Genomic DNA, 23,436 nt, shown 5'->3' with positions numbered 1-23,436 from the left:
ATGGGAAGAGGGATTGTTTTGAAATGTATAAATTGTGGGCAACCTTGCGAGGAGGAACAGTTAAACTGTGCAAGTTGTCAGCGAAACTTGGATAATGAACAAGAGGAAGGTAGCTCGTTAATAGATAAAGAACTGGAAGTATATGTAGGGAGACAATATCCGTATTACAAAAGGAAATGGGATCTTGAGAATAAGCGGATTGCTAGGTGGAGCTGGAATGGTTGGGCTGCTGTCTTCAATATAGGCTGGCTAGGATATCGTAAGTATTATGTACCAGCTGCTTTATTTATGTTGTTATTAGTAGCGTGTGATGCATTTTCGTATTATATGGGATTTAATGTAGCGTTGCCAATCATTAATATGGTGCCTCTTACGTTTTTATTACTCATTTTTATTCTGTTTGGAATGGGGATTTTTGCAAATGGATTATACTATCAATTTGCGGAAAGACGTATATACCGAATAAAAGCAAGAGAAATAAAAGATAAATCAGTTGAAAACTATCTAATCAATGATAGCGGCGGAACGAGCAAAATGGGAGCGACAATTGTTACTATTTTAGCAGTTGCTAGCATATTTTTTAGCCATTTCTTTTTTCCGACTGATCGAGACGTTATTCAAAAGGTTCGTACAAGCTCGCTTTATGAATATCCTTTCTTTTCAATAGGTGAATCTTTCGAAAATTATTTTCAAAATTCAGGTTGGATATATTATCGTGGAACGGAAGGGTTAGAATTAGTAGAATTCCAAGGATATAACACCGGAATGCCAAGACAAAAGGTGAAGATTCAATTTGTTGTCGATTATAAATTAGGTGAAGTGGAACCATACTCACTTATGGTTAATGGTGAATCTAAAACTGAAGAAGAGTTTTTGAAGCTGATGGAAGAAATATTTAAAGTTCAAAATCCATTTGATATAGAGGATGGATTACAAGTAAATGCTATTCAAGAAAGCGGCTGGAAAGAAATTTCCGATCGCTTTTTTCTATGTTTGTTAAAATAAATATTTAAAATAATCAGAATCTTTTGTATAATGAAATATATTATATAGGATTTAACTTATACATATAGATTGGGGGAAGGAAGAATGAAGAGAAAGACAACAACAATTGCTGCACTTGCGTTAACGACGAGTGTATTGGTTGCAGGATGTGGGAATGGTGAGAAGGCTTCGACAACGAAGAAAGAATCGAATAAGGGAATGGCCGATAAACAAGTTTTAAATTTGCTAGAAACAGCTGAAATTCCTTCAATGGATACATCTAAATCAACAGATTCTGTATCTTTCCGTGTATTTGTAAATGCAATGGAAGGTTTATATCGTCTAGATAAAGATAATAAACCAACACCAGGTATGGCAAAAGATGTGAAGATTAGTGAAGATAAAAAGACATATACATTTGAATTACGTGATGCGAAATGGTCAAATGGTGATCCAGTTCGAGCACAAGATTTTGTATATGCATGGCAACGTACATTAGATAAAGCATTAGCGGCAGAATATGCATTCATTTTATTTGATGTGAAAAATGCACAGAAAGTAAATAAAGGTGAATTACCAGCAGATCAATTGGGTGTTAAAGCGAAGGATGATAAAACGTTGGTAGTAGAATTAGAGCAACCAGCACCTTATTTTCTTGAGCTTACGTCGTTCCCTACATTTTTCCCATTAAATGAAAAATATGTGAAAGAGCAAGGAGATAAATACGGATTAGAAGCAGATAAATTAGTATATAATGGACCATTTACAATGAGTCAATGGAAACATGAACAAAATTATCAGTTGAAGAAAAATCCTAATTATTGGGATAAAGATACTGTAAAATTAGACGAAATTAATGTAAGTATTGTGAAGGAAACAAGCACGGGAGTAAATTTATATGATAGTGATCAAGCAGATCGAGTTATTTTAACTTCTGAATTTGTTGATAAATATAAAAAGAATAAGCCAGATGAATTTAAAACGAAGTTAGATCCACGCATATATTTCTTACGTTTTAACCAAAAAAATGCAACATTTAAAAACCAAAAAGTACGTGAAGCGATTGATTTAGCATACGATAAAAAAGGAATTGCTGATGTCATTTTAAATGACGGTTCATTGCCAGCATATTTCTTAGTACCTGAAAAATTCACGACAGGTCCGGATGGAAAAGATTTCCGCTCTGTAAATAAAAACTTCCGTGATAGTAAAGATAATGCAGAGAAAGCAAAAAAATTATGGGAAGAAGCGAAGAAAGAGCTTGGTCAAGATACAATTACGGTTGAATTACTAAACGATGATAACGGTAGCCGTAAAAAAGTGGGCGACTTTATTAAGGAAGAACTAGAGAAAAACTTGCCTGGTATTAAAGTGAATTTGAAACAGCAACCATACAAGCAGAAGCTAGATTTAGAAAAGAAATTCCAATATGAATTCTCATTATCTGCATGGAGTCCTGATTATCCGGATCCAATGACTTATATTGATATGTTTGTTACTGGAAGCTCATTTAATGAAATGGATTATTCTAATCCGAAGTATGATGATTTAGTAGCGAAATCAAAAGGAGAGCTATTAAAAGATGATAAAGCACGCTGGAATGCACTTGCGGAAGCTGAAAAAATCTTAATTGGTCAAGACGCAGCAATTTCTCCTACGTACCAACAAAGTACAGCTTATTTAGAGAAGCCGTTTGTAAAAGGCATTGCTAACCATACGTTTGGCGGGGACTTCAGTTATAAATGGGCATATATTACAAAAAAATAGTATAATGAAAGGTGAGTGAATTTTCGCTCATCTTTTATTTGTATAAGGAGGAATTATAGTTGTTAAGGGGAATCAATCATATTTGTTTTTCGGTATCTAATTTAGAAAACTCTATTATGTTTTATGAAAAAGTATTAGAAGGAGAATTATTAGTTAAAGGAAGAAAATTGGCTTATTTTAACATATGTGGAGTATGGATAGCGCTTAATGAAGAGACGCATATTCCGAGAAATGAGGTTCATCAATCTTATACGCACATTGCATTTTCTGTTGAACAAGAAGACTTTAAATGTCTAATACAGCGATTAGAAGAAAATGATGTTCATATTTTACAAGGAAGAGAACGTGATGTAAGAGATTGCGAATCTATATACTTTGTTGATCCTGACGGTCATAAATTTGAGTTTCACTCAGGGACACTGCAAGACCGTTTAAATTATTATAGAGATGAGAAACCTCATATGACATTTTATTAGGGAGGGATAGCATTTGCATGCACTTGTAATTGGTGGAACAGGAATGCTAAAGAAAGTTTCTATGTGGCTTTGTGAGAAAGGATTTTATGTTTCTATTATCGGGCGAGATGAAGTGAAATTAGAAAATGTTAAGCGAATGAGTTCTGCACCAGAAAATATTACATGCCTTTCGTTAGATTATCATAATGATGAAGATGTAAAGCTAGCTATTAAAAGTACAATTAAGAAAAATGGCCCAATCACATTAGTTGTTGCATGGGTACACACAAGTGCAAAGCATGCACTATCAAATATTTGTAAAGAACTAGATTTGTCGTCTAAAACATATAGTTTATTTCATATTTTAGGTAGTAAAGCATCACGTATGCCTGCACAAAAAATAGGGAGTACGCGATGTATTTATCATAAAATTATTTTAGGTTTTATTTTAGAAGATACATATGGAAGATGGCTTACTCATGAAGAGATAGCTGATGGAGTTATAAAAGGGATTGAAAGTAAACGAGCGGAGTGGATTGTAGGGAGAGTTGAACCGTGGGAATTACGACCAACATGGTGAGGGGGAGTAAGAAATGAAAACAACTATATATGTAACAAGGCATGGTGAAACAGAGTGGAATGTAGCGAAGCGAATGCAGGGACGGAAAAATTCTGCTTTAACTGAAAATGGTATAGTTCAGGCGAAACAATTAGGGAATCGAATGAAAGATTTACCAATCCATGCGATCTATAGTAGTCCGAGCGAAAGAACACTTCATACGGCAGAGTTAATAAAAGGGGAACGTGATATACCCATTATAGCGGATGAGCATTTCTATGAAATCAACATGGGTATATGGGAAGGACAAACAATCGCGGATATAGAAAAGCAATTTCCAGAAGAAGTACATCTGTTTTGGAATGAGCCACATCTTTTTCAGTCAACATCAGGCGAAAATTTTGAGGCCGTTTATGAAAGAGTAATTGAAGGGATGCAGCTTCTTTTAGAGAAGCATAAAGGACAAAACATATTGATTGTTTCTCATGCGGCAGCAGCAAAATTACTTGTAGGGCATTTCGCGGGAATTGAAATAGAAAATGTGTGGGATGATCCATTTATGCATAGTGCCAGTTTGAGCATAATAGAATTTGAAGAGGGTATTGGTAAAGTGAAACAATTTGCAGATATAAGTCACTTTCAATAAATGTAAAAAAGGCCGCAAAACGGCCTTTTTTGGGTGGTATAAAAACTAGCAGTTACGTTTTTTATACCAGAAGTGATCGAATTTCTTATTTTTGCAAGATGGGAATTTATGTCCGCCTTTGCAATCATTCCATTTGTGTCCGTTATCATGACAGTCTTTACCATGATCACATGAATCATCGCAAGAGTGACCGTGTCTGTTAGGGAAGAATTCGCATTTTTTACAGAAACTTCGTTTTGTCCAGAAAAATTTCTTTTCAAAGCGTATGCATTTTGTAATGAATGTACAATGTTTTCTGCGAGTACGTTTTGTAACTAGTACGCATTCTTTTCTACGCGTTACTTTCGTAACGAACGTCCATTTTTGAACACGTACACGTGTACATTTCGTAACAAATGTCCATTTTTTTACGTGCGTACATTTTGTAACGAACGTACAATGTTTCACTCGAGTACATCTTGTTCTTGGACATTTACCCCCAGTTGTACATTTACATCCAGTTGTACAATGATGATGAGTGAATTTATCATCATCGCATTCAAAAGTACTTGGATCTTGGTGTAAGAAATCCTCCATCCCAGCACTTTTGATTTCTTCAACAGCTTTTCTAATATCACGTTTCATAGAAATCCTCCTTATCATGTATTAAAGTGAAAAGGTATTCTTTTTCCTTAACATGATATGTATGTAGGCATCTTTCTGAACAGGACAAGAGTGTAATTTTATATAAATAGATGATTGCGGATGTATGGACAAGACAAGGCGCATACATTGAATGAAGAGAACTGAGAAGGGATGAGAAAACATGCTGCCTTCATATGATTTTTTTGTTCATCCAATGTACTTAGTGGAATTGAAAAAGGACATTTGGTCAGATAGTCCAGTGCCAGCAAAATTAACTTATGGAAAAAAGAAGTATGATATTGATATCGTATACCGAGGAGCTCATATTCGCGAATTTGAGAAAAAGTCTTATCATGTTATGTTTTATAAGCCTAAAAAATTTCAAGGTGCGAAAGAGTTTCATTTGAATTCGGAGTTTATGGATCCGTCTCTCATACGAAATAAATTATCTTTAGATTTTTTTCATGATATTGGTGTACTTTCGCCAAAATCACAACATGTATTTATAAAAATTAATGGTCAAATTCAAGGTGTGTATTTACAGTTAGAATCGGTTGATGAAAATTTTTTAAAAAATAGAGGATTACCGAGTGGTTCTATTTATTATGCGATAGATGATGATGCGAATTTTTCATTAATGAGTGAACGAGATAAAGATGTTAAGACAGAGCTCTTTGCGGGTTATGAATTTAAATATTCGAATAAAAATAGTGAAGAACAACTGAGTGAATTTGTATTTCAAGCGAATACTTTGACGAGGGAAGCCTATGAAAAAGAAATTGGGAAGTTTCTACATGTAGATAAATATTTACGATGGTTAGCAGGAGTTATTTTTACGCAAAACTTTGATGGTTTCGTTCATAACTATGCACTATATCATAACGATGAAACAAATTTATTTGAAGTTATACCGTGGGATTATGATGCGACTTGGGGGCGAGATGTACAAGGGAGACCACTTAATCATGAATATATTCGCATTCAAGGGTATAATACGTTAAGTGCAAGATTGCTAGACATACCTGTATTTAGAAAGCAGTATCGAAGTATTTTGGAAGAAATATTAGAAAATCAATTCACAGTTTCGTTTATGAGGCCGAAAGTAGAAGGGTTGTGTGAATTGATTCGCCCATATTTACTACAAGATCCATACATGAAAGAAAAATTAGAAACATTTGATCAAGAGGCTGATATGATTTATGAATATATAAATAAAAGAAGAAAGTATATACAAGACCACTTACATGAATTAGATTAATTTTGAAAGAGATTGAAACGTTATCAATCTCTTTTTTTTGTATAATAAAGATGTATCAATAAAAATGAAGTAATATATTTGATAGAGAATGGGGATGCGGATATATGACGATTAAATGGATTGATTGGGTAAAACAAATACAATCTATAGCTCAAGCGGGTTTAACGTATTCTAAGGATGTGTATGATATTGAGCGTTTCCAGCAATTACGAGATATTTCTATTTCAATGATGTCACATTACACGAAAACAGATTGGGAAGTCGTAGAGAAATTATTTGCAAGTGAGACAGGCTATCAAACACCTAAAGTTGATATAAGAGCGGTTGTTTTTCAAAATGAAAAGTTATTATTTGTGAAAGAAAAAAGCGATGGGAAATGGGCATTGCCAGGTGGATGGGCTGATGTCGGTTACACGCCAACCGAAGTTGCAGCAAAAGAAGTTTTCGAAGAGACTGGTTATGAGGTAGATCATTTTAAGTTACTAGCTATATTTGATAAAGAAAAACATCAACCATCTCCATCGGCGACGCATGTATATAAGATTTTTATTGGATGCGAGATTATTGGTGGAGAAAAGAAAACTAGTATTGAAACAGAAGAGGTGGAGTTTTTTGGTGAAAATGAATTGCCTAATTTATCAATTGCTAGAAATACAGAAGACCAAATTAAAGAGATGTTTGCCTACATGAAAGACCCGCAGAAAGAGAAATTAATAGATTAATCCTGCTTGAATTGTACATATTGTTAAAATGAAGATATTGGCAGATTGCAGCCTTTATGTAATAATGGGATGGTATGTGAAGAAAAAAGGAGATAAAAAAGAACATGTTAGCAAACATAATAGATCAGTTATTGCAATTTTTTGCAAGCTTAGGTTACTTTGGAGTAGCTCTTGCTTTAATGATTGAAGTAATCCCGAGTGAAATTGTACTTTCGTATGCTGGCTTTTTAGTAGCGAATGGTAAAATTAGTTTTGTGGGTGCAGTTATCGCCGGAACGATTGGTGGTACTTTAGCGCAAATCTTTTTATACTGGCTTGGATACTACGGAGGGCGTCCGGTTGTAGAGAAATATGGGAAATATCTACTTATTAATAAACATCATTTAGACATAGCGGAAGGTTGGTTTAAGCGTTATGGAGCAGGCGTAATATTTTCTGCGCGCTTTATCCCAGTAGTACGTCATGCGATCTCTATTCCAGCAGGACTAGCTAAGATGCCATTAAAACTATTTACACTTTATACGGTTGTAGCGATCATTCCATGGTCAATTCTATTTATATACTTAGGTGAAAAACTTGGTGGGAATTGGCGACAAATTAAAGAGTATGCATCTGATTACACACATTACATAATTATAGGAGCTGTTCTTTTTATTGCTCTATACTTTGGTTTAAAGTATTTCAAAAAGAAAAAAGCAGCGCGTTAAAGTCAATGATTTTTCATTGGCTTTTTTTGTTTGTTTCGGTTCTAAAGAAAAGGAGTTGTCCATAATGTGTAATAATAAAGCGTAGCGGAGGAATGTGATGAAAGGGTCACCGTTTATACGTGGAACGATATTTTTAACGATGGCAACGATGATATCAAAAATGTTAGGGTTTATATATGTTATACCATTTACAGCGATGGTCGGTACGAGTGGTTACGTTCTATACACATATGCATATCGTCCTTATACCATCATGCTCAGTATAGCAACAATGGGATTACCACTTGCAGTTTCAAAGATGGTATCAAAATATGATCAACTGAATGATTATCATACGGTTAAGAGAGTGGTGAAAAGTGGAATCGTGTTTATGTTTATAATGGGAGTCATTTCGTGTTTTACGTTATATATGCTAGCTCCGCATTTAGCTAAGCTTGTCATCGATGGGAATGATCAAACGGGGAATAGTGTAGGAGCGGTTACTACTAATATTCGAATTGTAAGTTTTGCGTTAATACTTGTGCCAGTAATGAGTTTATTAAGGGGCTTCTTTCAAGGATTCCAATCGATGGGGCCTTCTGCATTAAGTGTAGTTGTAGAGCAATTTTTTCGGGTTTTAACCATTTTAATAGGAAGCTTTGTCGTTTTATATGTTTTAAAAGCTTCTGTTTCGCTAGCGGTTGGTATTTCAACGTTCGGTGCATTTATGGGAGCTGTAGGTGGATTAACTGTTTTAAGTGCGTATTATATAAGAAGGAGAAGGCACTTAAAGAAAAAAGAGATGGAAAGTATACCACAAACAACGAAATCTTTTTTCTCATTGTATAAGGAGCTCTTTACATATTCTATTCCTTTTGTTGTGGTGGGCTTAGCAATTCCGTTGTATCAGACGATTGATACATTTACAATTAATAAACTACTTATACAAATAGGGTATATGCAAGGAGAAGCGGAAAAAATTAATGCGATAATTGGTCTTGTTCAAATGGTTGTGCTTATCCCGGTATCCGTTGCGACAGCTTTTAGTATGTCTCTCGTACCAGAGATGACGAAAGCTTACACAGCAGGAAATACGAAGCTATTGTACAAACATTTTACGAGAACAAATGTATTAGTAGTAGCAATTACGGTACCGGCGGCAATTGGAATGATGGTGTTAGCCAAACCTGTATATACTCTTTTATTCGGTGCTGGAAATGATCCAGAGATGGGGAGAATCATTTTACAGTATTATGCTCCTGCTTGCATACTATTTTCTCTTTTTACAGTAACGGCTGCTATGCTACAAGGAATCAATCAACAGCAGAAGACGGTGCTAGGACTAGTGATTGGAATTATTGTAAAGATAGTTTTAAATATTGTATTGCTTCCGTATTTCGATTATGTAAGTTTTATCATTTCAACATACGCGGGCTATACGATTTCAGTCGGGTTTAACTTGTGGATGCTTTCTAAATATGTTATAAAGGCAACATAAGCTTTTAAGGCAGAGAGCACTCTGTCTTTTTCTATGTTTAGCCCGCTTTAACGGGCATTGAGACCCTCACCTCAAAATACAGCGAAAGAAAAGAAGTTTGGTTGGGGGGCGGGCTACCCGTAAAAGCCCGATTTGTGAGGGCTAATAATCAGCGGGGGATAAAGCCACCTACTGATTAAAGTTTCACTTTATAATATTTTTCCTATAAAAACGTTTTCAAAATAATTTTTCTATTGAAATTTAAACGTATGTTTCATATGCTGAGAATGGCGGTTTAAAAACTGTGATTTAAGAGAGGTAGATTCCTACATGTAAAAAGAATCGGGGTGATAGTATGTTAAATATATATTTAACAGACCGAAACGGAAAACTACAAGAGATTGAGGAAATGCAAAAGGGGTGCTGGATTAATGTACTTCATCCAACAGAAGAAGAAATTCAATATCTAGTACAAACTTTAAATGTAGACTTAGATTTCATTAAAGACCCTTTGGATGATGAAGAACGCTCTCGTATTGAAAAGGAAGACAATAATACTTTAATTATCGTGGATATTCCGACAGTTAGACATGACGAAGAAGGAAATTCGATTTATGACACGATTCCAATAGGTATGATTGTGATGCCGGATTGTTTTGTTACAATCTGCTTAGAAGAGAATCCAATTTTTGAACGTTTTATTAATCAACGTATTAAAGAATTTTATACGTTTAAGAAGACGCGCTTTGCACTTCAGCTCTTATATACGATTTCTACTTATTATTTAAGATACTTAAAGCAAATAAATCGAAAAACAATTGATTTAGAGCATCAATTAAATCAGTCAATGAAAAATAAAGAGATTTTCACATTATTAGGCCTTGAGAAAAGTTTAGTATACTTTACAACGTCATTAAAGGCTAATAAAATTGTAATTCAAAAGTTAATGCGTAATAGTACATTTTTAAAAATGTATGAAGACGATCAAGATTTATTAGAAGATGTATTAATTGAAAATAAACAGGCTATTGAAATGGCGGAAATATATAGTCACATTTTAAGTGGAATGATGAATACTTTTAGCTCCGTTATATCAAATAATTTAAATAGTGTTATGAAACTGTTAACGTCAATTACCATCATTTTATCTTTACCGACTATGGTTTCTAGTTTCTTTGGAATGAACGTAAAGGTTCCGTTTGAAGGGGAAGCACACGGTTTTGTAATTGTACTCATCATATGTGTAACACTATCTTTCACGTTAGCTTTTGTTTTTTGGAAGAAACGTTACTTTTAACGATAAGAAAGCTGCTCTAGCATAGTTATATAACTACGCTAGAGCAGCTTTTTTGCTATGAAATCTCAAATTTTGAATAGAATATAACTTGTACAATGTAATGTATATAAAGGGTATGTATGCCATATAAACCTTGTTCAATTAATGAAATGGGGTTAAAATTACATATTGTTAATGAAAAGTTGGAGGAAATACATCATGGAATTGTTTCAATTACCGAAAGCATTCCTGCAAATGAATACAATTTTTATCTCCATATTGATCGAAGCACTTCCTTTCGTGCTCATTGGTGTATTTATTTCAGGATTCATTCAAATGTTCGTGACAGAAGATATGGTGGCAAAATGGATGCCGAAGAACCGATTTCTGTCTGTTTTATTAGCTACTTTTTTAGGCATGTTGTTTCCAGGTTGTGAATGTGGAATTGTTCCGATTGTAAGACGATTAATTGGAAAAGGCGTTCCACCATACGCAGGGATTGCATTTATGTTAACTGGACCTATTATTAATCCAGTTGTATTATTTGCTACTTATGTTGCCTTTGGGAGTAGTATGCACATGGTATGGTATCGTTCTATTGTAGCGATTATCGTAGCCATTATCGTTGGAATTATATTATCCTTTATGTTTAAAGAACATCAATTAAGAGATGATCACTTCCCAGAAGTGAATAATAAGCGTCCACTGCGTAAAAAAATGTGGGATGTATGTACACACGCTGTTGAGGAATTCTTCTCAATGGGAAAATATTTAGTACTAGGTGCGTTAATTGCAGCAGCGGTACAAACGTTTGTACAAACTTCAACACTTCTTGCTATTGGACAAGGTCCGTTTTCTTCATCAGCTGTTATGATGGGACTTGCTTATATATTATCACTTTGTTCAGAGGCAGATGCATTTATCGCTTCTTCGTTCCAAAGTACGTTTTCAACAGCTTCACTTGTCGCGTTCCTCGTTTACGGACCGATGGTGGATATTAAAAATATGTTTATGATGCTTGCGACATTTAAAACTAAATTTGTAATTGTTGTTATAGTTACAGTTACTCTTGTTGTTTATGCAAGCTCACTACTCATTTATGCGATGGGGTGGTAGGTTATGTTTCGAGCATATATATTATTAGGTTTTACAATATTAATTGCGCAGCTTCATATTTCCGGTAACATTACGAAGTATATCAATATGAAGTATGCCTATTTATCAACAACAGCAGCAATTATTTTAGGTTTCTTAACGATTATACAAATTATCGTCGTTTTCCAAAAAGAGCACCAAAAGGAAAAAGAGAAAAATGATTGCAGTTGTGACCATAGCCATTGCGGGCATGATCATTCAAAAGATGAGAATACATGGTGGAAAAAAGCATTTTCGTACTCCTTGTTTTGTTTTCCAATTATCTCAGGGTTATTTTTCCCAATTGCGACGTTAGATTCGGATATTGTTAAAGCGAAAGGATTTCACTTTCCTGTTGCACAAGCAGAAAGTAAGGATCCATTTATGACAAGACAATTTCTAAGACCTGATACGAGCATTTATTACGGGAAAGAAGGATACCGTGGTGTAATGGAAAAAGGGAAGAAAGAGTTTGTTACGAAAGACAATATTAATTTGAAAGATGAAGACTTCCTAAAGGGTATGGAAACAATTTATAATTATCCTGGCGAGTTTACTGGGAAAAAATTATCTTTTAAAGGGTTTGTTTTTAGGGATGATTCTTCTAAAAAAGAACAATACTTCTTATTCCGTTTCGGTATTATACATTGCGTAGCAGATTCTGGTGTGTATGGTATGTTAGTGAAAAAGCCAGAAGGCGTAGAGTGGAATAATGATGACTGGATTCAAGTAGAAGGAGAGATAACTACTGAGTTTTATCAGCCGTTTCATGCGAATATTCCTGTATTAGAAGTAACAAAATGGAATAAAGTTGAACAGCCGAAAGAACAATATGTATTTAGAGGAGCCGATTGATAAAATCGGTTCTTTTTTGTGGACTAAAAGTTCTGAATGTTGTTAATATTAAACGTGTAGTTCATTTAGTATAGTGATTATTGAAATATTAGGGATAAATCATTAAAGGGGTGATAACAATGACAGAAGTAAAGGGGAAAACAGCCAATGAGTCAAGGGTGTTCAAAACGAGCCGAGTATTCCCAACAGATTTAAATGATCATAACACGCTATTTGGTGGGAAGATATTAGCGGAGATGGATATGGTTGCTTCTATTTCAGCATCCAGACATTCGAGAAAGGAATGTGTCACAGCATCTATGGACTGGGTCGATTTCTTACATCCTGTTCGTTCTTCAGATTGTGTTAGTTATGAATCTTTCGTAATTTGGACGGGAAGAACTTCGATGGAAGTGTTTGTGAAGGTAGTAGCTGAAGATTTAATTTCAGGTGAGAAGCGTATAGCGGCAACGTCATTCGTTACTTTTGTGGCACTTAGTAAGGAAAATAATCCAGTTCCAGTACCGCGTGTTATCCCTGAAACAGAAGAAGAGAAAGAATTACATCGTATTGCTGTGTTACGTGCAGAACAGCGTCATATACGTAAGGCAGAGAGTAAGAAAGTAGCCACATTGTTAACCTTTTGAGATGAATATTTAGCCATTTAAGTTATTATAGCAGTCGGAAATGGTTTTAAAATGAAAAGCGGACACCTAAAAATAGGTGTCCGCTTTTATAGTTTTTTCATCCACATATCATATGACAGTAGCTACTTAGCAGAAGCAAGCAGCACCGACGATGATTAAGAGGATAAATAATACGACTAATAGCGCAAATCCATTACCATGTGCGAAGCCCATTGTTATTTCCTCCTTTTATTTTAAGATACAACATACAATATGCAAATGAGCTATTGTTTGATATGGACATATATCATGCAATGACATATTTTCTTGAATGATAATGTAATAAAAAAGGGAAGATATAGAAATAACAGTAAGTGGAGAAAGGAATTTATCCATGAAGCACTTTTTCGCTATAATCCTTTGTTTAATAGGTGTATTCATTTGGATGAACATCGATGTGGAAATGGGGAAGGAAATGGCTAGTGAATATGAATTAGGACAAGTTCGATTAGGTGAATTTCAATTATATACGAACGGTGAAGAGTTATATAGAAAATTATTTGAGGATATAAACGATGCAGAAAAGTATATATATATCCATTTTTATATTGTAGGAAAAGATGAAATAAGCCAAGAGTTTTTACAGTTATTAGAGAAAAAAGCATCTAGCGGAGTAGAAGTAAATTTGTCAGTCGATCGGATAGGTGGATATAAGCTGAAGAAAAAGGTAATTAGCCGATTAAAGGAAAACGGTGTGAAGTTTACATTTAGTAAAAAACCGAAACTGAAAAATGTGTTCTATTCTTTTCATCAACGGAATCATAGACGTATTGTTACGATAGATGGAAAGGTATCATACGTCGGTGGTTTTAATATCGGAAAGGAGTACCTTGGACAAAATCCAAAGTTTGGGCCATGGCGTGATTATCACGTGCGCATCCATGGTGAGGGTGCAGCGGATATGGAAAGAAAGTTCGCCGAAGATTGGAAAGAAGATACAGGAGAAAAAATGCCTATACATGAAAGAATACCTACATTAGGGAATGTGAAATATCAATATTTATTTTCAAATGGAAAAGGCTTATGGGAAACGTATGGGGCACTTTTAAAAAAGGCTAAAAAGTCTTTAATTATCGCTACACCATATTTTGTACCAAGTAAAGAAATGGTGAAAGAGTTAAAAGCTGCATTAAATCGTGGTGTTAATGTGAAAATTCTCGTGCCATTTAAAAGTGATGCCATATTGTTAAAACAAGCTGCCTATCCATATTTGAAAGATATGTTACATGCTGGAGCGGAGATTTATCAATATCGAAATGGATTTTTTCATGGGAAAGTAACAATTATTGATGGAGAAATTGTTGATATTGGGACAGCGAATTTTGATAATAGAAGTTTTTATTTAAATTGTGAGTCTAACTGTATCATATATGATAAAACAGTTGTTGATGAAGTATGGAGTCGATTACAGGTAGACTTTCATAAATCAAAACGATTTTCTGAAGAAGATTTTGAGAAAATTAGTAGATGGGATTGGTTTTTAGCGAGAATAGCGAATGTTTTAGCATCATATTTATAGTATATGGACAAAAGAGAAGGGAGGCGCTTTAATGGACTGTATGAAAGAATTAATGAAATATAGTTATATGCTAATATACAAGGTTGGAGAGTATGCTGGAAAGGTCAGAGACGAAGAATTAAAAAATCTATTACAGCACCATTTACCATATATGTTACAAGCATATAATGAACAAGTAAATTTTCAAGAAGGAGAGAATGTGCAGCATATAACCTGTGAAACAACGGAGTTTGATTTGCATGAAATGGAAAAGGAAACAGTTAGTAAATATACAGGGGATATTCATATTGCAACCAGTTATATTGCGCATTTGAAACGATTAGCTTTAAAGTTTGCTCAAGTTGCAGTGGAAGTTGCTAACCCAGAGTTTCGCTCATTTTTGGAAAATTGTTTCCTGAAAATGAACCGTTACGCTTATAGTGTGTGGCAATATGTTATGAAGAAGGAATATAAGATTACACATCTATATGAAAATGAAAAGTTTGCATGAGAAACTAAGGCGAAATGGTATGCGCCTTAGTTTTTTTACGTCCATTGAGAGAAAAAAACTAGTTTTATTGTGTATCGATTGGAAATGAAATATATAAATTAAAATTAGGTTTTGTTATCGGAAAATTTACAAAAATTTACCGTATATTTACTGTTTTTCAATCTCTCCTTTAAAAATAGAGAGTAATATGAGGTTGTACATATTCTATCACAAGGAGGAAACGCAAATGAACAAATGGGTTAAATCATTAACTGCTATGGCACTTGCAAGTTCTTTATTAATGGTAGGTTGTAGTAAAGGTGAGGACAAGAAGAAAGAAGACGACACAACAACACAACAAGAGGACAAAAAGGATAAAGAAACAAGCGGAACCGAGAAGTCTACTGATTCTAAAGAAAAGAAATAAAGTAATAATAAAGCTTCCTCTTATATATGAGGAAGCTTTTTTGTTGTAAATTGATTGAGATTATTGAAAAATAGAAAGAGAATGAAAGAGGGGGAAAACAAATGAAAGTATGTATATTGGGAGCAACAGGACGAGTAGGTTCAAACATAATTAATTTAGCATTAAAGGATTCAGCTGAAGTGACTGTATTAGCGCGTGATTTAAATAGAATAGAAATACAACATGAAAGGTTACGAGTGATAGAAGGTAATGTATTGAACGAAAATGATATAAATAAAGTGATAAAAGGAAGCGATATAGTAATTAGTGCACTTGGAACGGATCAAAATGGAACATTAGCGAAGAGTATGCCACAAATTATTAAGCAAATGGAAGAAGAAGGGGTTCGTAGGATCATAACAATAGGAACAGCTGGTATTTTACAAGCAAGAACAGATCTAAATTTATATCGTTTTCAATCAACGGAATCAAAAAGGAAAACGACAACGGCAGCGGAAGATCATTTAGCTGCATATGAGGCACTTAGTAATAGTAATCTATATTGGACCGTCGTTTGTCCGACACATTTAATAGATGGTGAGGCGACAGAGGTATATCGAACTGAAAAAGATATATTGCCAGAAGGTGGATCAAAAATTACAGTGGGTGATACAGCACACTTTGCATGGGATCTATGTAAGAAAAACATATATGAAAATAGTCGAGTAGGTATTGCATATTAAAAAACCATCCCGAAGTCGGGATGGTTAAAAGATGATATAACACAAGAAGATGATAATCATAATGATTTGGAGAATTGCTTTCGCTACTGTACTGCTTAAAAAACCAACTACAGTAGCGACTCCAACTAGAAAGGCATCTTTTGGCGCTTTTTTATGTACTAGTTCTGTTATAAATACTGATAAAAATGGTATGATAATAAGTCCGAATGGCGGGAAGAAGAACGAGCCGACAATGATAGAAATCATTCCGACACGTTCGCCCCATTTAGAACTACCGTATTTTTTTAAGAAATATCCATTTGCAATAAAATCAGCAACGAAAATGAAAAGAGTGAAAATGACTTGAATAATCCAAAAAGAAGTTGTTAATTCGCTTCCATTTATACCGAAATGGTAAATCAAATATCCAGCCCAGACAGCTAGTATGCCAGGGATAATTGGATAAATAAAGGCGAGAAATGAAACAACGAAACAGGCAATGATACAAATTGTTAATAAAACAGTCACTTTATAGCTCCTTTTTAATATCTAGTTTATGTACAGCAACTTTTTTGACTTGATGTCCATCAAGTTCTAATACTTTAAATTGAAAACCAGCATATTCAATGGAATAGCCAGCTTCAATATTTAAGTCAACTGCTTGAGAGAGAAGCCATCCTCCGATTGTATCTAAATCACTATCATCAATATGTAGGCCAAACATATCATTTACTTCAGAAATAAGCACTTTTCCATCTAAAACAGTAAGCTTAGGTGTACGCTTTTCAATCATAGGTGATTCATCAGCATCGAATTCATCTTGAATTTCTCCAATGATTTCTTCAAGAATATCTTCCATCGTTAAAAGTCCGGCAGTACCACCATATTCATCCATAACGATTGCCATCTGAACGCGATTTTTTTGAAGGTGGACTAACGTTTTACGAATTGGAACTGTTTCAAATACAGTTAGAACAGGATGTATATAAGATTCAAGTGGTTTATAAATACCTTTCGTTTGATCATGGAATACTTCTTTCGTATTGATCATCCCGATGATATCATCTTTATCTTTTTCAATGATTGGATAGCGTGTATATTTTTCAGTAGCGACGATATCCATATTTTCTTCTAACGTATTTTCAGTAGACAAGCAAATCATTTCGGTACGAGGAACCATAATTTCTTTCGCAACTCGATCATCAAATTCAAAAATGTTATTTACATATTTATATTCGGTTTGGTTTATTTCACCGCTTTTAAAACTTTCACCTAAAATGAGTCGCAATTCCTCTTCAGAATGAGCAAGTTCACTTTCCTTCGCAGGTTCTAATCCGAGTAGTTTTGTGAAAAATATAGCTGTACTATTGAGTAGCCAAATGAATGGATACATAATTTTATCAAATAAAATAAGCGGTCTTGCAAATTTGAGTGTGATTGCTTCTGCTTTTTGAATTGCGAAAGACTTTGGAACTAATTCACCTAATACAACGTGGAAAAATGTAATAACACTAAAAGCAATAACAAAAGATAAAGTGTTAGCCATTGTTCCAGTAATATTAATTTTTTCAAAGAGCGGTCGTAGTATATGTTCCACAGTCGGTTCACCAAGCCAACCAAGCCCTAAAGAAGTGATTGTAATTCCGAGCTGACAAGCTGATAAATAAACATCTAAATTAGATAGGACGCTTCTTGCAGCTAAAGCTTGTTTATTACCTTCATTTGCAAGTTGGTCAATTCGACTTTTTCGTACTTTTACAACAGCGAATTCTGATGCAACGAAAAAGCCAGAAATAAGAATAAGTACAAAGATGAGAAAAATATTTAATATGTCCAAGCGTGTTCTCCATTCCAAGGTTTGGAATAAAGATGTCACCTCCTGCAATTATGTTATACTTTTATAATAAATCCAAATGAAAAGAATAGTCAAAGGAAAAGGGTAAATATTGGTATGTTTCTGTAATAGTTTTTGAATTTGCTGTTATTTTGTCCGCTATACAAAAGGAATAACCCCCTACTTTTAGATTATAGAGGGTTATTTTAAATTAAGGTTTTGGAACACTTCTCGTTAAAGTGTATGACTGTTGCTTGGAGTAGTTTGTGGTCCATAGTGTTTGAAGGAAAGAAAGTATGCTATATGGGATATAGAGTAGTAATAAGCCGATTGTAACAATTATGGGTGAATTTCCGCCAAATTGAACGATAAATTGTAACAGGCCATTTGCATGAAAAACGCATTCCATAAAAACGAATGAAAGAATAATGGAACCTAAAATTGATTTATGATTTGAAGTAAGCGCTAAAAACAATGTGTCTACAAGAAAAGAATCATGTTTTATTTCATATTCATTTGTGTTTCTTAAGAAAGGAATCCATTTTTTTACTGCTTGCATAACGATAATCATGGAAGTACTACATACGATGATAAATGATGAGTAGTAAGGAAGGTTTATAAATTGTGCGATGTATAGAAGTAGTAATAAGACTGAACATTGTAATACTACAGTGCAAAAAGAGTAAGGTATCCATTTCAATACAGTAGTAAACTTTTTAAACGAGTTAGGTACTTTGAAAAATAAATGACCGATACCCAAACTTATGAAAAATCCGATCGCAAGGGTAAAAGTAAAACGAACAATCGATATAAAATATATTTCCCATATGTAAGGGAATAATGGTGTTGAATGATTAGAAGTATGTATCATTTGATTTGCTGAGAAAAAGATAGATTCATGCATCCAATCAACCTTTGGAATTGATATAGAAGAAAGCTGTGCGAAGTTTTGAAAAATGCTAATAAATCCATTTTGATAAGAGTAATTGTGTGTAGTAAAAAGAGCTGGAATAGGACTTATGGCAAAAATAACAATAACACCAATTATAAATTTACATATATGTGAGCGTAATAAGGACATATAACCACCTACTCTTGGAAAATTCAGAAAATTCTTATTCTTATTTTAGCTTTTTTTGAAAGAAGTTACAATATATTTTTCATTCAGTAATTCAGAGAGAAGATTTGATAGCAAAAATATACAAGTGAAGGATTCATGAATAAATTATGACAAGAAAATGAATAATTTTCAGAAAAATAAAATAAATTATTTATTTTTTTCTGAAAATATAATATAGTTATGGCACAGAAAGTATTTTAACATAAGGAGGCTTTTTATGAGGATTAAAGGGAATTACGTGCCGAAAAGGGAAGTTTTACTGTGCTCAAGTTCGATTACGATAGGGGAAGCGTTAGAGCATTTAAATAAAACGGGGTATCGTTGTGTACCAGTTTTAGATGAAAAAAAAGAGAAATTTTTAGGGAATATATATAAAGTAGATATTTTAGAATATAAAGGATCACTTGATGAGAGTGTAATACAATTATTAAACGATAAAGAAGGATTTGTGAGAGAAGATTCATCTTTCTTTAAAGTATTTTTTACAATAAAAAAATTGCCTTATTTATCAGTAGTTGACGAAAAAGGGGTTTTCCTTGGAATTTTAACGCATAAAAAAGTTTTTGAGTTATTAGAGGATGCATGGGGCGTTCACTCTAGTAAATACTCTGTCATGATTGGAACGCAAGACTATAATGGAGCAATCCAAAAGTTATCGACAGTTTTAAAGAAATATACTGGTATTCAAAGTTTGATGACTTTTGATAATGATGCCTTATTAGTTCGTAGAATTATGTTTACATTAGGAGAAGAGTTTAACGACGGTGAATTAGAGACATTATTGAAAGATTTAGAAGATCACGGATTTAGAGTTGTGTATGTGGAAGAGATGAAAAATCCACGTGAAGTTGAAACGATAGAGTAACATAACAAAAGCCATCTTTATGGATGGCTTTTGTTATGTTACGTGTGTAAAGTTATTTGGAAATAACGATAGGGTAATAAGTGAGATTGTAACAATATTTGTGTAAGAGAATAAAAAATGTAGATAATTTCGATTTTCAAAAAAATCAATTTGAAAATATGTTTTTATTTTGCAACTAAATATGTTACTATATGTGTGATAAAAACAAAGAGGTCTGACATCTACACTCCGCGTAATAACACTCTAATGATTTAAAAATTCAAAAAAATCAAAATTCAAAATAATAATTGTATTAATGATTAGAGTAAAAATAAGGGGAATGGAGAAATTATGGAGAAAGACACTGCTTTGTAAGGGGCATATTTTATCATCTTGAGCAGAGAGGAGGATGCATAGCATATTGTAAAATATAGAGATAAACAATGAAAAAGTGCTATGCAAATGAAGAGCATGAAAGGACGTTTAAGGCCAGGTGATACGGTAGCAATTGGTTTAATGCTATTTGCATTATTTTTAGGAGCAGGAAATTTAATTTTTCCGCCAGTTTTAGGTCAACAAGCAGGAGAGAATGTTTGGATTGCTACAATAGGATTCCTTGTAACGGGAGTCGGATTACCCCTACTAGCTGTAACAGCTGTCGCGTTTGTAGAGGGGGACTTGAAAGCGCTATCTTCTAGAGTCCACCCTATATTTGCGTTTATTTTCCCATTGATTAGTTATTTAGCAATTGGACCATTTTTCGCGATTCCTCGTACTGGAGCTGTTTCGTTTGAAATGGGTATGAAGCCGTTTTTATCAGAGGCAATGGTTTCAGAGTGGTACATGCTATTTCTTTTCACGATAGTTTTCTTCGGAATAACGTGGTATTTATCATTAAATCCATCTAAATTAGTGGATTGGTTCGGAAAGTTTCTTACACCATTATTAGTATTAATTGTCGCTGTTATTGTCGGAAAGGCAATTATTGATCCAATTGGAGAGCCAGCTGCGCCGTTAGCTGCTTACAAAGAAAATGCTTTCTTTGGTGGATTTATTCAAGGATATTTAACGATGGATGCAATTAGCGCGCTTGTATTCGGAATTGTCGTTGTACAAGTTATCCGCTCTAAAGGGATAAAAGAGAGTAGTCAAATTGCAAAAATAACAGTAGTATCAGGTATTATTGCTGTACTTGGTTTAACGTTAATTTATTTATCACTTGCTTATCTTGGTTCAACAAGTACATCACTTGGTATCTCAGAAAACGGTGGCCTTATTTTAACGAATGTTGTAAATGAGCTATATGGGACGAGTGGTAAAATTTTATTAGGGCTTGTTATTATACTCGCTTGTTTAACAACTTCTGTTGGGTTAACATCTGCGTGTGCAGGTTTCTTTACAAACTTATTCCCAAAACTTTCGCATAAAACGATTGTAACAATGGTATGTGTATTTAGTTTAATTGTATCTAACCTAGGTTTAACACAATTAATCGCAGTAACATTACCTGTGTTAATGATCATTTATCCAGTTGCAATTGTATTAATCGTACTTTCGTATTTCCATAAGTGGATTGGGAAGCGTAATACAATTTATATTGGAGCTATTTTAGGTGCATTGTTAATTAGTTTCTTTAATGGTTTAGAAAGTGCGAAAATTAAAATTGACGCGATTTCTAATGTACTACAAATGTTACCGTTATATAACGAAGGAATCGGATGGTTAATTCCATCATGTATTGGCGGGATTCTTGGTTTCTTCTTCTATAAATCAAATGAATCAAGTGAATTACAAAAGAAAGGTGCTTAGGCACCTTTCTTTTTTTGAAGGGGATTTTTGTATTTTGTCTAAGTAATAATTGGGGGGAATGATAAATGGCTAATTTTGAAGATTTTTTAAATTTGGATTTGAGAATTGGAACTGTAATACATGCAGAGGAATTTAAAGAAGCGAGAGTACCAGCGATTAAACTAGCAATAGATTTTGGAGAAATCGGGATAAAGCAGTCAAGTGCTCAAATTACGAAAAGGTATATTCCAGAAGATTTAATCGGTCAACAAATCGTTGCTGTTGTAAACTTTCCACCAAAGCGTGTAGCTGGATTCAAATCAGAAGTGCTTGTGCTTGGTGGTGTTCCTGAAGCTGATGATGTTGTGTTACTTCAGCCTAATATGGAATTGCCAAATGGAACAAAAATTAGCTAGGGTGAAGGTAGGGGCTAATATGGATATCGGACGAGAATATTTGCAATGTGCGATTTCGAACTTTAAAGCAACAAAGAAACAAGGGGAACGGGCACTTTCTCAATTATCATATGAACAAATACAATGGTCTTCTCATGAAGAAACAAATAGTATAGCGATTATTATTAAGCATCTGCACGGTAATATGCGTTCTAGATGGACGGATTTTTTAACGTCTGATGGTGAAAAAACAGATCGTAATCGAGATGGTGAATTTGAAGGATGCTATCATTCAAAAGAAGAAACCCTTATAGCTTGGCAAGAAGGATGGAAATATGTTTTTAATACGATGAATACTTTAACGCCGCAACACTTATTGAAGACGGTATACATTCGCGGTGAAGCACATACTGTCATGCAAGCAATTGAAAGGCAAATTTCTCATTATGCATTGCATATTGGTCAGATTATTTACATTGGGAAGATGTTAAAAGAAAATGAGTGGGAATGTTTAAGTATTCCGAGAGGTCAGTCTGCGCGTTATGTAGAGAAAAAACGTTCAACATAATAATAAGAAAGAAACCGATAAAAAATAGGAAAAAAGAAAGTCAGCGAAATAATAGATGGTTCTGTAATCATAAGAATACTGCCAAAAATAAGTCCATATATAATAAGAAAGAAATTGAAAAGTGTATTTACAGGGAGAAATCGTGAGATAAACACTTGCTGTCGTTTAAAACAATCACTGTGAAATAAATAAAAGCGGAAGTACCATGTGGCTGTAATAAGGTCTTTCTTTCTCACAATTCTTTTTTTGCATGTATGACAGATAAATGGTGGTTGCATTTCATTACGCTCCATTTTTTATTTTCATAATAATGTGAAACAAAAGTAGGTACAAAGTGTATGTTCCTATATACGCTCCTGCAATAAGGAAAAATGGATTCAGTAAAATTCCATGAATGCTCGTCATGAAAACTAAATCTTGTATTAAAACATCGTATATATTAATGGAAATAATTGTACCAAGTACATATAGTGCCAAGTACGCAGAAATATGTAGCACAATAGAGATTTTTGGTTGCTTAGCGGACAAATAAAAAATGAATGATAGAGCGATTGGTAATATTCCTATTAATAGCTTCAATTCATTTCACCTCATTAACAATATAGCCGAAATTTTAACGGTCTATTCTCTAGGGCTTGTACATAACTTGAAATAGAGAGGTGA

Annotated in this window: 28 protein-coding genes; 21 read left to right on the top strand and 7 right to left on the bottom strand. The window is 33.9% G+C overall.

Features of this window, described 5'->3' with window-relative positions:
- The 5 genes from DN401_RS24110 (at position 1) to DN401_RS24090 (ending at position 4,411) form a co-directional block, all read left to right on the top strand.
- Positions 1–1,005 (top strand): DUF2628 domain-containing protein, encoded by a 1,005-nt coding sequence (locus tag DN401_RS24110; RefSeq protein WP_370512996.1) that lies wholly within the window; start codon positions 1–3, stop codon positions 1,003–1,005.
- Positions 1,006–1,089: 84 nt separating this feature from the next.
- On the top strand, positions 1,090–2,751 hold the full coding sequence (locus tag DN401_RS24105; protein ID WP_000824278.1) for a peptide ABC transporter substrate-binding protein: 1,662 nt from the start codon (positions 1,090–1,092) through the stop codon (positions 2,749–2,751).
- Between the two features lie 59 nt (positions 2,752–2,810).
- A complete protein-coding gene (gene fosB / locus DN401_RS24100) occupies positions 2,811–3,227 on the top strand; it encodes a FosBx1 family fosfomycin resistance bacillithiol transferase (protein ID WP_000943772.1) in 417 nt (138 codons plus the stop codon).
- A 13-nt stretch (positions 3,228–3,240) separates the two neighbouring features.
- Positions 3,241–3,786 (top strand): short-chain dehydrogenase, encoded by a 546-nt coding sequence (locus DN401_RS24095; protein WP_149287987.1) that lies wholly within the window; start codon positions 3,241–3,243, stop codon positions 3,784–3,786.
- A gap of 13 nt (positions 3,787–3,799) precedes the next feature.
- On the top strand, positions 3,800–4,411 hold the full coding sequence (locus DN401_RS24090) for a phosphoserine phosphatase 1 (RefSeq protein WP_000858827.1): 612 nt from the start codon (positions 3,800–3,802) through the stop codon (positions 4,409–4,411).
- Between the two features lie 45 nt (positions 4,412–4,456).
- Here DN401_RS24090 and exsB read toward each other — a convergent pair whose 3' ends face one another.
- Entirely contained in the window at positions 4,457–5,035 is a 579-nt protein-coding gene (exsB, locus tag DN401_RS24085; RefSeq protein ID WP_025687476.1) for an exosporium protein ExsB, read from the bottom strand.
- Positions 5,036–5,216: 181 nt separating this feature from the next.
- Here exsB and cotH point away from each other — a divergent pair, with 181 nt between their 5' ends.
- From cotH to DN401_RS24045, 8 genes are all read left to right on the top strand, one after another.
- A complete protein-coding gene (gene cotH / locus DN401_RS24080) occupies positions 5,217–6,293 on the top strand; it encodes a spore coat protein CotH (RefSeq protein ID WP_000938001.1) in 1,077 nt (358 codons plus the stop codon).
- Between the two features lie 104 nt (positions 6,294–6,397).
- Positions 6,398–7,015, top strand: coding sequence for an NUDIX hydrolase N-terminal domain-containing protein (locus tag DN401_RS24075; protein ID WP_000153584.1), 618 nt, complete (start codon positions 6,398–6,400; stop codon positions 7,013–7,015).
- 104 nt (positions 7,016–7,119) lie between these two features.
- Positions 7,120–7,722, top strand: coding sequence for an undecaprenyl phosphate transporter UptA (gene uptA / locus DN401_RS24070; RefSeq protein WP_000880691.1), 603 nt, complete (start codon positions 7,120–7,122; stop codon positions 7,720–7,722).
- A gap of 97 nt (positions 7,723–7,819) precedes the next feature.
- The gene (locus DN401_RS24065; protein ID WP_086402045.1) at positions 7,820–9,199 is read left to right on the top strand and encodes a putative polysaccharide biosynthesis protein; all 1,380 of its coding nucleotides are present in this window, start codon (positions 7,820–7,822) and stop codon (positions 9,197–9,199) included.
- Positions 9,200–9,533: 334 nt separating this feature from the next.
- Positions 9,534–10,475 carry a magnesium transporter CorA family protein gene (locus DN401_RS24060; protein WP_000932389.1) on the top strand — a complete coding sequence of 314 codons (942 nt, stop codon included), beginning with the start codon at positions 9,534–9,536 and terminating at the stop codon, positions 10,473–10,475.
- A 198-nt stretch (positions 10,476–10,673) separates the two neighbouring features.
- On the top strand, positions 10,674–11,570 hold the full coding sequence (locus DN401_RS24055; RefSeq protein ID WP_000418716.1) for a permease: 897 nt from the start codon (positions 10,674–10,676) through the stop codon (positions 11,568–11,570).
- 3 nt (positions 11,571–11,573) lie between these two features.
- Complete coding sequence (locus DN401_RS24050; protein ID WP_000488043.1) at positions 11,574–12,443, top strand: TIGR03943 family putative permease subunit; 870 nt, start codon at positions 11,574–11,576, stop codon at positions 12,441–12,443.
- A 119-nt stretch (positions 12,444–12,562) separates the two neighbouring features.
- Entirely contained in the window at positions 12,563–13,069 is a 507-nt protein-coding gene (locus DN401_RS24045; protein WP_000141164.1) for an acyl-CoA thioesterase, read from the top strand.
- Between the two features lie 126 nt (positions 13,070–13,195).
- Here DN401_RS24045 and DN401_RS24040 read toward each other — a convergent pair whose 3' ends face one another.
- Complete coding sequence (locus DN401_RS24040; protein ID WP_000505094.1) at positions 13,196–13,282, bottom strand: YjcZ family sporulation protein; 87 nt, start codon at positions 13,280–13,282, stop codon at positions 13,196–13,198.
- A 160-nt stretch (positions 13,283–13,442) separates the two neighbouring features.
- Between DN401_RS24040 and cls the strand changes: the two genes are divergently transcribed.
- From cls to DN401_RS24020, 4 genes are all read left to right on the top strand, one after another.
- Entirely contained in the window at positions 13,443–14,627 is a 1,185-nt protein-coding gene (cls, locus tag DN401_RS24035; protein ID WP_149287986.1) for a cardiolipin synthase, read from the top strand.
- A gap of 31 nt (positions 14,628–14,658) precedes the next feature.
- The gene (locus DN401_RS24030) at positions 14,659–15,117 is read left to right on the top strand and encodes a spore coat protein (protein WP_000340528.1); all 459 of its coding nucleotides are present in this window, start codon (positions 14,659–14,661) and stop codon (positions 15,115–15,117) included.
- A 226-nt stretch (positions 15,118–15,343) separates the two neighbouring features.
- On the top strand, positions 15,344–15,523 hold the full coding sequence (locus DN401_RS24025; protein WP_001045960.1) for a hypothetical protein: 180 nt from the start codon (positions 15,344–15,346) through the stop codon (positions 15,521–15,523).
- A 101-nt stretch (positions 15,524–15,624) separates the two neighbouring features.
- The gene (locus DN401_RS24020) at positions 15,625–16,245 is read left to right on the top strand and encodes an NAD(P)-dependent oxidoreductase (RefSeq protein ID WP_061457090.1); all 621 of its coding nucleotides are present in this window, start codon (positions 15,625–15,627) and stop codon (positions 16,243–16,245) included.
- A gap of 24 nt (positions 16,246–16,269) precedes the next feature.
- Here the strand turns inward: DN401_RS24020 and DN401_RS24015 are convergent, their stop codons facing one another.
- The 3 genes from DN401_RS24015 to DN401_RS24005 all read right to left on the bottom strand — a co-directional run bounded on the left by DN401_RS24015 (position 16,270) and on the right by DN401_RS24005 (position 19,139).
- Positions 16,270–16,752 carry a DUF456 domain-containing protein gene (locus tag DN401_RS24015; protein ID WP_061457091.1) on the bottom strand — a complete coding sequence of 161 codons (483 nt, stop codon included), beginning with the start codon at positions 16,750–16,752 and terminating at the stop codon, positions 16,270–16,272.
- Between the two features lies 1 nt (position 16,753).
- The gene (locus tag DN401_RS24010) at positions 16,754–18,061 is read right to left on the bottom strand and encodes a hemolysin family protein (RefSeq protein ID WP_000353738.1); all 1,308 of its coding nucleotides are present in this window, start codon (positions 18,059–18,061) and stop codon (positions 16,754–16,756) included.
- A gap of 208 nt (positions 18,062–18,269) precedes the next feature.
- On the bottom strand, positions 18,270–19,139 hold the full coding sequence (locus tag DN401_RS24005; RefSeq protein ID WP_000055274.1) for a hypothetical protein: 870 nt from the start codon (positions 19,137–19,139) through the stop codon (positions 18,270–18,272).
- A 256-nt stretch (positions 19,140–19,395) separates the two neighbouring features.
- On the opposite strand from DN401_RS24005, the gene cbpA reads away from it, so the two are divergent.
- The 4 genes from cbpA (at position 19,396) to DN401_RS23985 (ending at position 22,773) form a co-directional block, all read left to right on the top strand.
- Positions 19,396–20,043 (top strand): cyclic di-AMP binding protein CbpA, encoded by a 648-nt coding sequence (gene cbpA, locus DN401_RS24000; RefSeq protein ID WP_001220526.1) that lies wholly within the window; start codon positions 19,396–19,398, stop codon positions 20,041–20,043.
- Between the two features lie 450 nt (positions 20,044–20,493).
- Complete coding sequence (gene brnQ4, locus DN401_RS23995) at positions 20,494–21,831, top strand: branched-chain amino acid transport system II carrier protein BrnQ4 (protein ID WP_011110049.1); 1,338 nt, start codon at positions 20,494–20,496, stop codon at positions 21,829–21,831.
- 65 nt (positions 21,832–21,896) lie between these two features.
- Positions 21,897–22,226 (top strand): chaperone CsaA, encoded by a 330-nt coding sequence (gene csaA, locus DN401_RS23990; protein WP_001263013.1) that lies wholly within the window; start codon positions 21,897–21,899, stop codon positions 22,224–22,226.
- Positions 22,207–22,773, top strand: coding sequence for a DUF1572 domain-containing protein (locus DN401_RS23985; RefSeq protein WP_000435831.1), 567 nt, complete (start codon positions 22,207–22,209; stop codon positions 22,771–22,773). The genes csaA and DN401_RS23985 overlap by 20 nt, the downstream gene beginning before the upstream one ends.
- On the opposite strand, the gene DN401_RS23980 is transcribed toward DN401_RS23985, so the two are convergent.
- On the bottom strand, positions 22,746–23,051 hold the full coding sequence (locus DN401_RS23980; RefSeq protein WP_142391099.1) for a permease: 306 nt from the start codon (positions 23,049–23,051) through the stop codon (positions 22,746–22,748). The two genes, DN401_RS23985 and DN401_RS23980, sit on opposite strands and share 28 nt — an antisense overlap.
- Before the next feature lie 4 nt (positions 23,052–23,055).
- The gene (locus DN401_RS23975) at positions 23,056–23,352 is read right to left on the bottom strand and encodes a hypothetical protein (RefSeq protein WP_149287985.1); all 297 of its coding nucleotides are present in this window, start codon (positions 23,350–23,352) and stop codon (positions 23,056–23,058) included.
- Positions 23,353–23,436 lie beyond the last annotated feature (84 nt).

It is taken from the genome of Bacillus sp. BF2-3, assembly GCF_008368795.1.
Classification (GTDB): Bacteria; Bacillota; Bacilli; order Bacillales; family Bacillaceae_G; genus Bacillus_A; species Bacillus_A cereus.
This window is presented reverse-complemented; position numbering and strand designations above follow the sequence as displayed.

Bases quoted from the DNA above. Each gene is read 5' to 3' on its own strand.
- DN401_RS24110 (WP_370512996.1), top strand. From the start codon at position 1: ATGGGAAGAGGGATTGTTTTGAAATGTATAAATTGTGGGCAACCTTGC.
- DN401_RS24105 (WP_000824278.1), top strand. From the start codon at position 1,090: ATGAAGAGAAAGACAACAACAATTGCTGCACTTGCGTTAACGACGAGT.
- DN401_RS24090 (WP_000858827.1), top strand. From the start codon at position 3,800: ATGAAAACAACTATATATGTAACAAGGCATGGTGAAACAGAGTGGAAT.
- exsB (WP_025687476.1), bottom strand. From the start codon at position 5,035: ATGAAACGTGATATTAGAAAAGCTGTTGAAGAAATCAAAAGTGCTGGG.
- cotH (WP_000938001.1), top strand. From the start codon at position 5,217: ATGCTGCCTTCATATGATTTTTTTGTTCATCCAATGTACTTAGTGGAA.
- DN401_RS24075 (WP_000153584.1), top strand. From the start codon at position 6,398: ATGACGATTAAATGGATTGATTGGGTAAAACAAATACAATCTATAGCT.
- uptA (WP_000880691.1), top strand. From the start codon at position 7,120: ATGTTAGCAAACATAATAGATCAGTTATTGCAATTTTTTGCAAGCTTA.
- DN401_RS24065 (WP_086402045.1), top strand. From the start codon at position 7,820: ATGAAAGGGTCACCGTTTATACGTGGAACGATATTTTTAACGATGGCA.
- DN401_RS24060 (WP_000932389.1), top strand. From the start codon at position 9,534: ATGTTAAATATATATTTAACAGACCGAAACGGAAAACTACAAGAGATT.
- DN401_RS24055 (WP_000418716.1), top strand. From the start codon at position 10,674: ATGGAATTGTTTCAATTACCGAAAGCATTCCTGCAAATGAATACAATT.
- DN401_RS24050 (WP_000488043.1), top strand. From the start codon at position 11,574: ATGTTTCGAGCATATATATTATTAGGTTTTACAATATTAATTGCGCAG.
- DN401_RS24045 (WP_000141164.1), top strand. From the start codon at position 12,563: ATGACAGAAGTAAAGGGGAAAACAGCCAATGAGTCAAGGGTGTTCAAA.
- DN401_RS24040 (WP_000505094.1), bottom strand. From the start codon at position 13,282: ATGGGCTTCGCACATGGTAATGGATTTGCGCTATTAGTCGTATTATTT.
- cls (WP_149287986.1), top strand. From the start codon at position 13,443: ATGAAGCACTTTTTCGCTATAATCCTTTGTTTAATAGGTGTATTCATT.
- DN401_RS24030 (WP_000340528.1), top strand. From the start codon at position 14,659: ATGGACTGTATGAAAGAATTAATGAAATATAGTTATATGCTAATATAC.
- DN401_RS24025 (WP_001045960.1), top strand. From the start codon at position 15,344: ATGAACAAATGGGTTAAATCATTAACTGCTATGGCACTTGCAAGTTCT.
- DN401_RS24020 (WP_061457090.1), top strand. From the start codon at position 15,625: ATGAAAGTATGTATATTGGGAGCAACAGGACGAGTAGGTTCAAACATA.
- DN401_RS24005 (WP_000055274.1), bottom strand. From the start codon at position 19,139: ATGTCCTTATTACGCTCACATATATGTAAATTTATAATTGGTGTTATT.
- cbpA (WP_001220526.1), top strand. From the start codon at position 19,396: ATGAGGATTAAAGGGAATTACGTGCCGAAAAGGGAAGTTTTACTGTGC.
- brnQ4 (WP_011110049.1), top strand. From the start codon at position 20,494: ATGAAAGGACGTTTAAGGCCAGGTGATACGGTAGCAATTGGTTTAATG.
- csaA (WP_001263013.1), top strand. From the start codon at position 21,897: ATGGCTAATTTTGAAGATTTTTTAAATTTGGATTTGAGAATTGGAACT.
- DN401_RS23985 (WP_000435831.1), top strand. From the start codon at position 22,207: ATGGAACAAAAATTAGCTAGGGTGAAGGTAGGGGCTAATATGGATATC.
- DN401_RS23980 (WP_142391099.1), bottom strand. From the start codon at position 23,051: ATGCAACCACCATTTATCTGTCATACATGCAAAAAAAGAATTGTGAGA.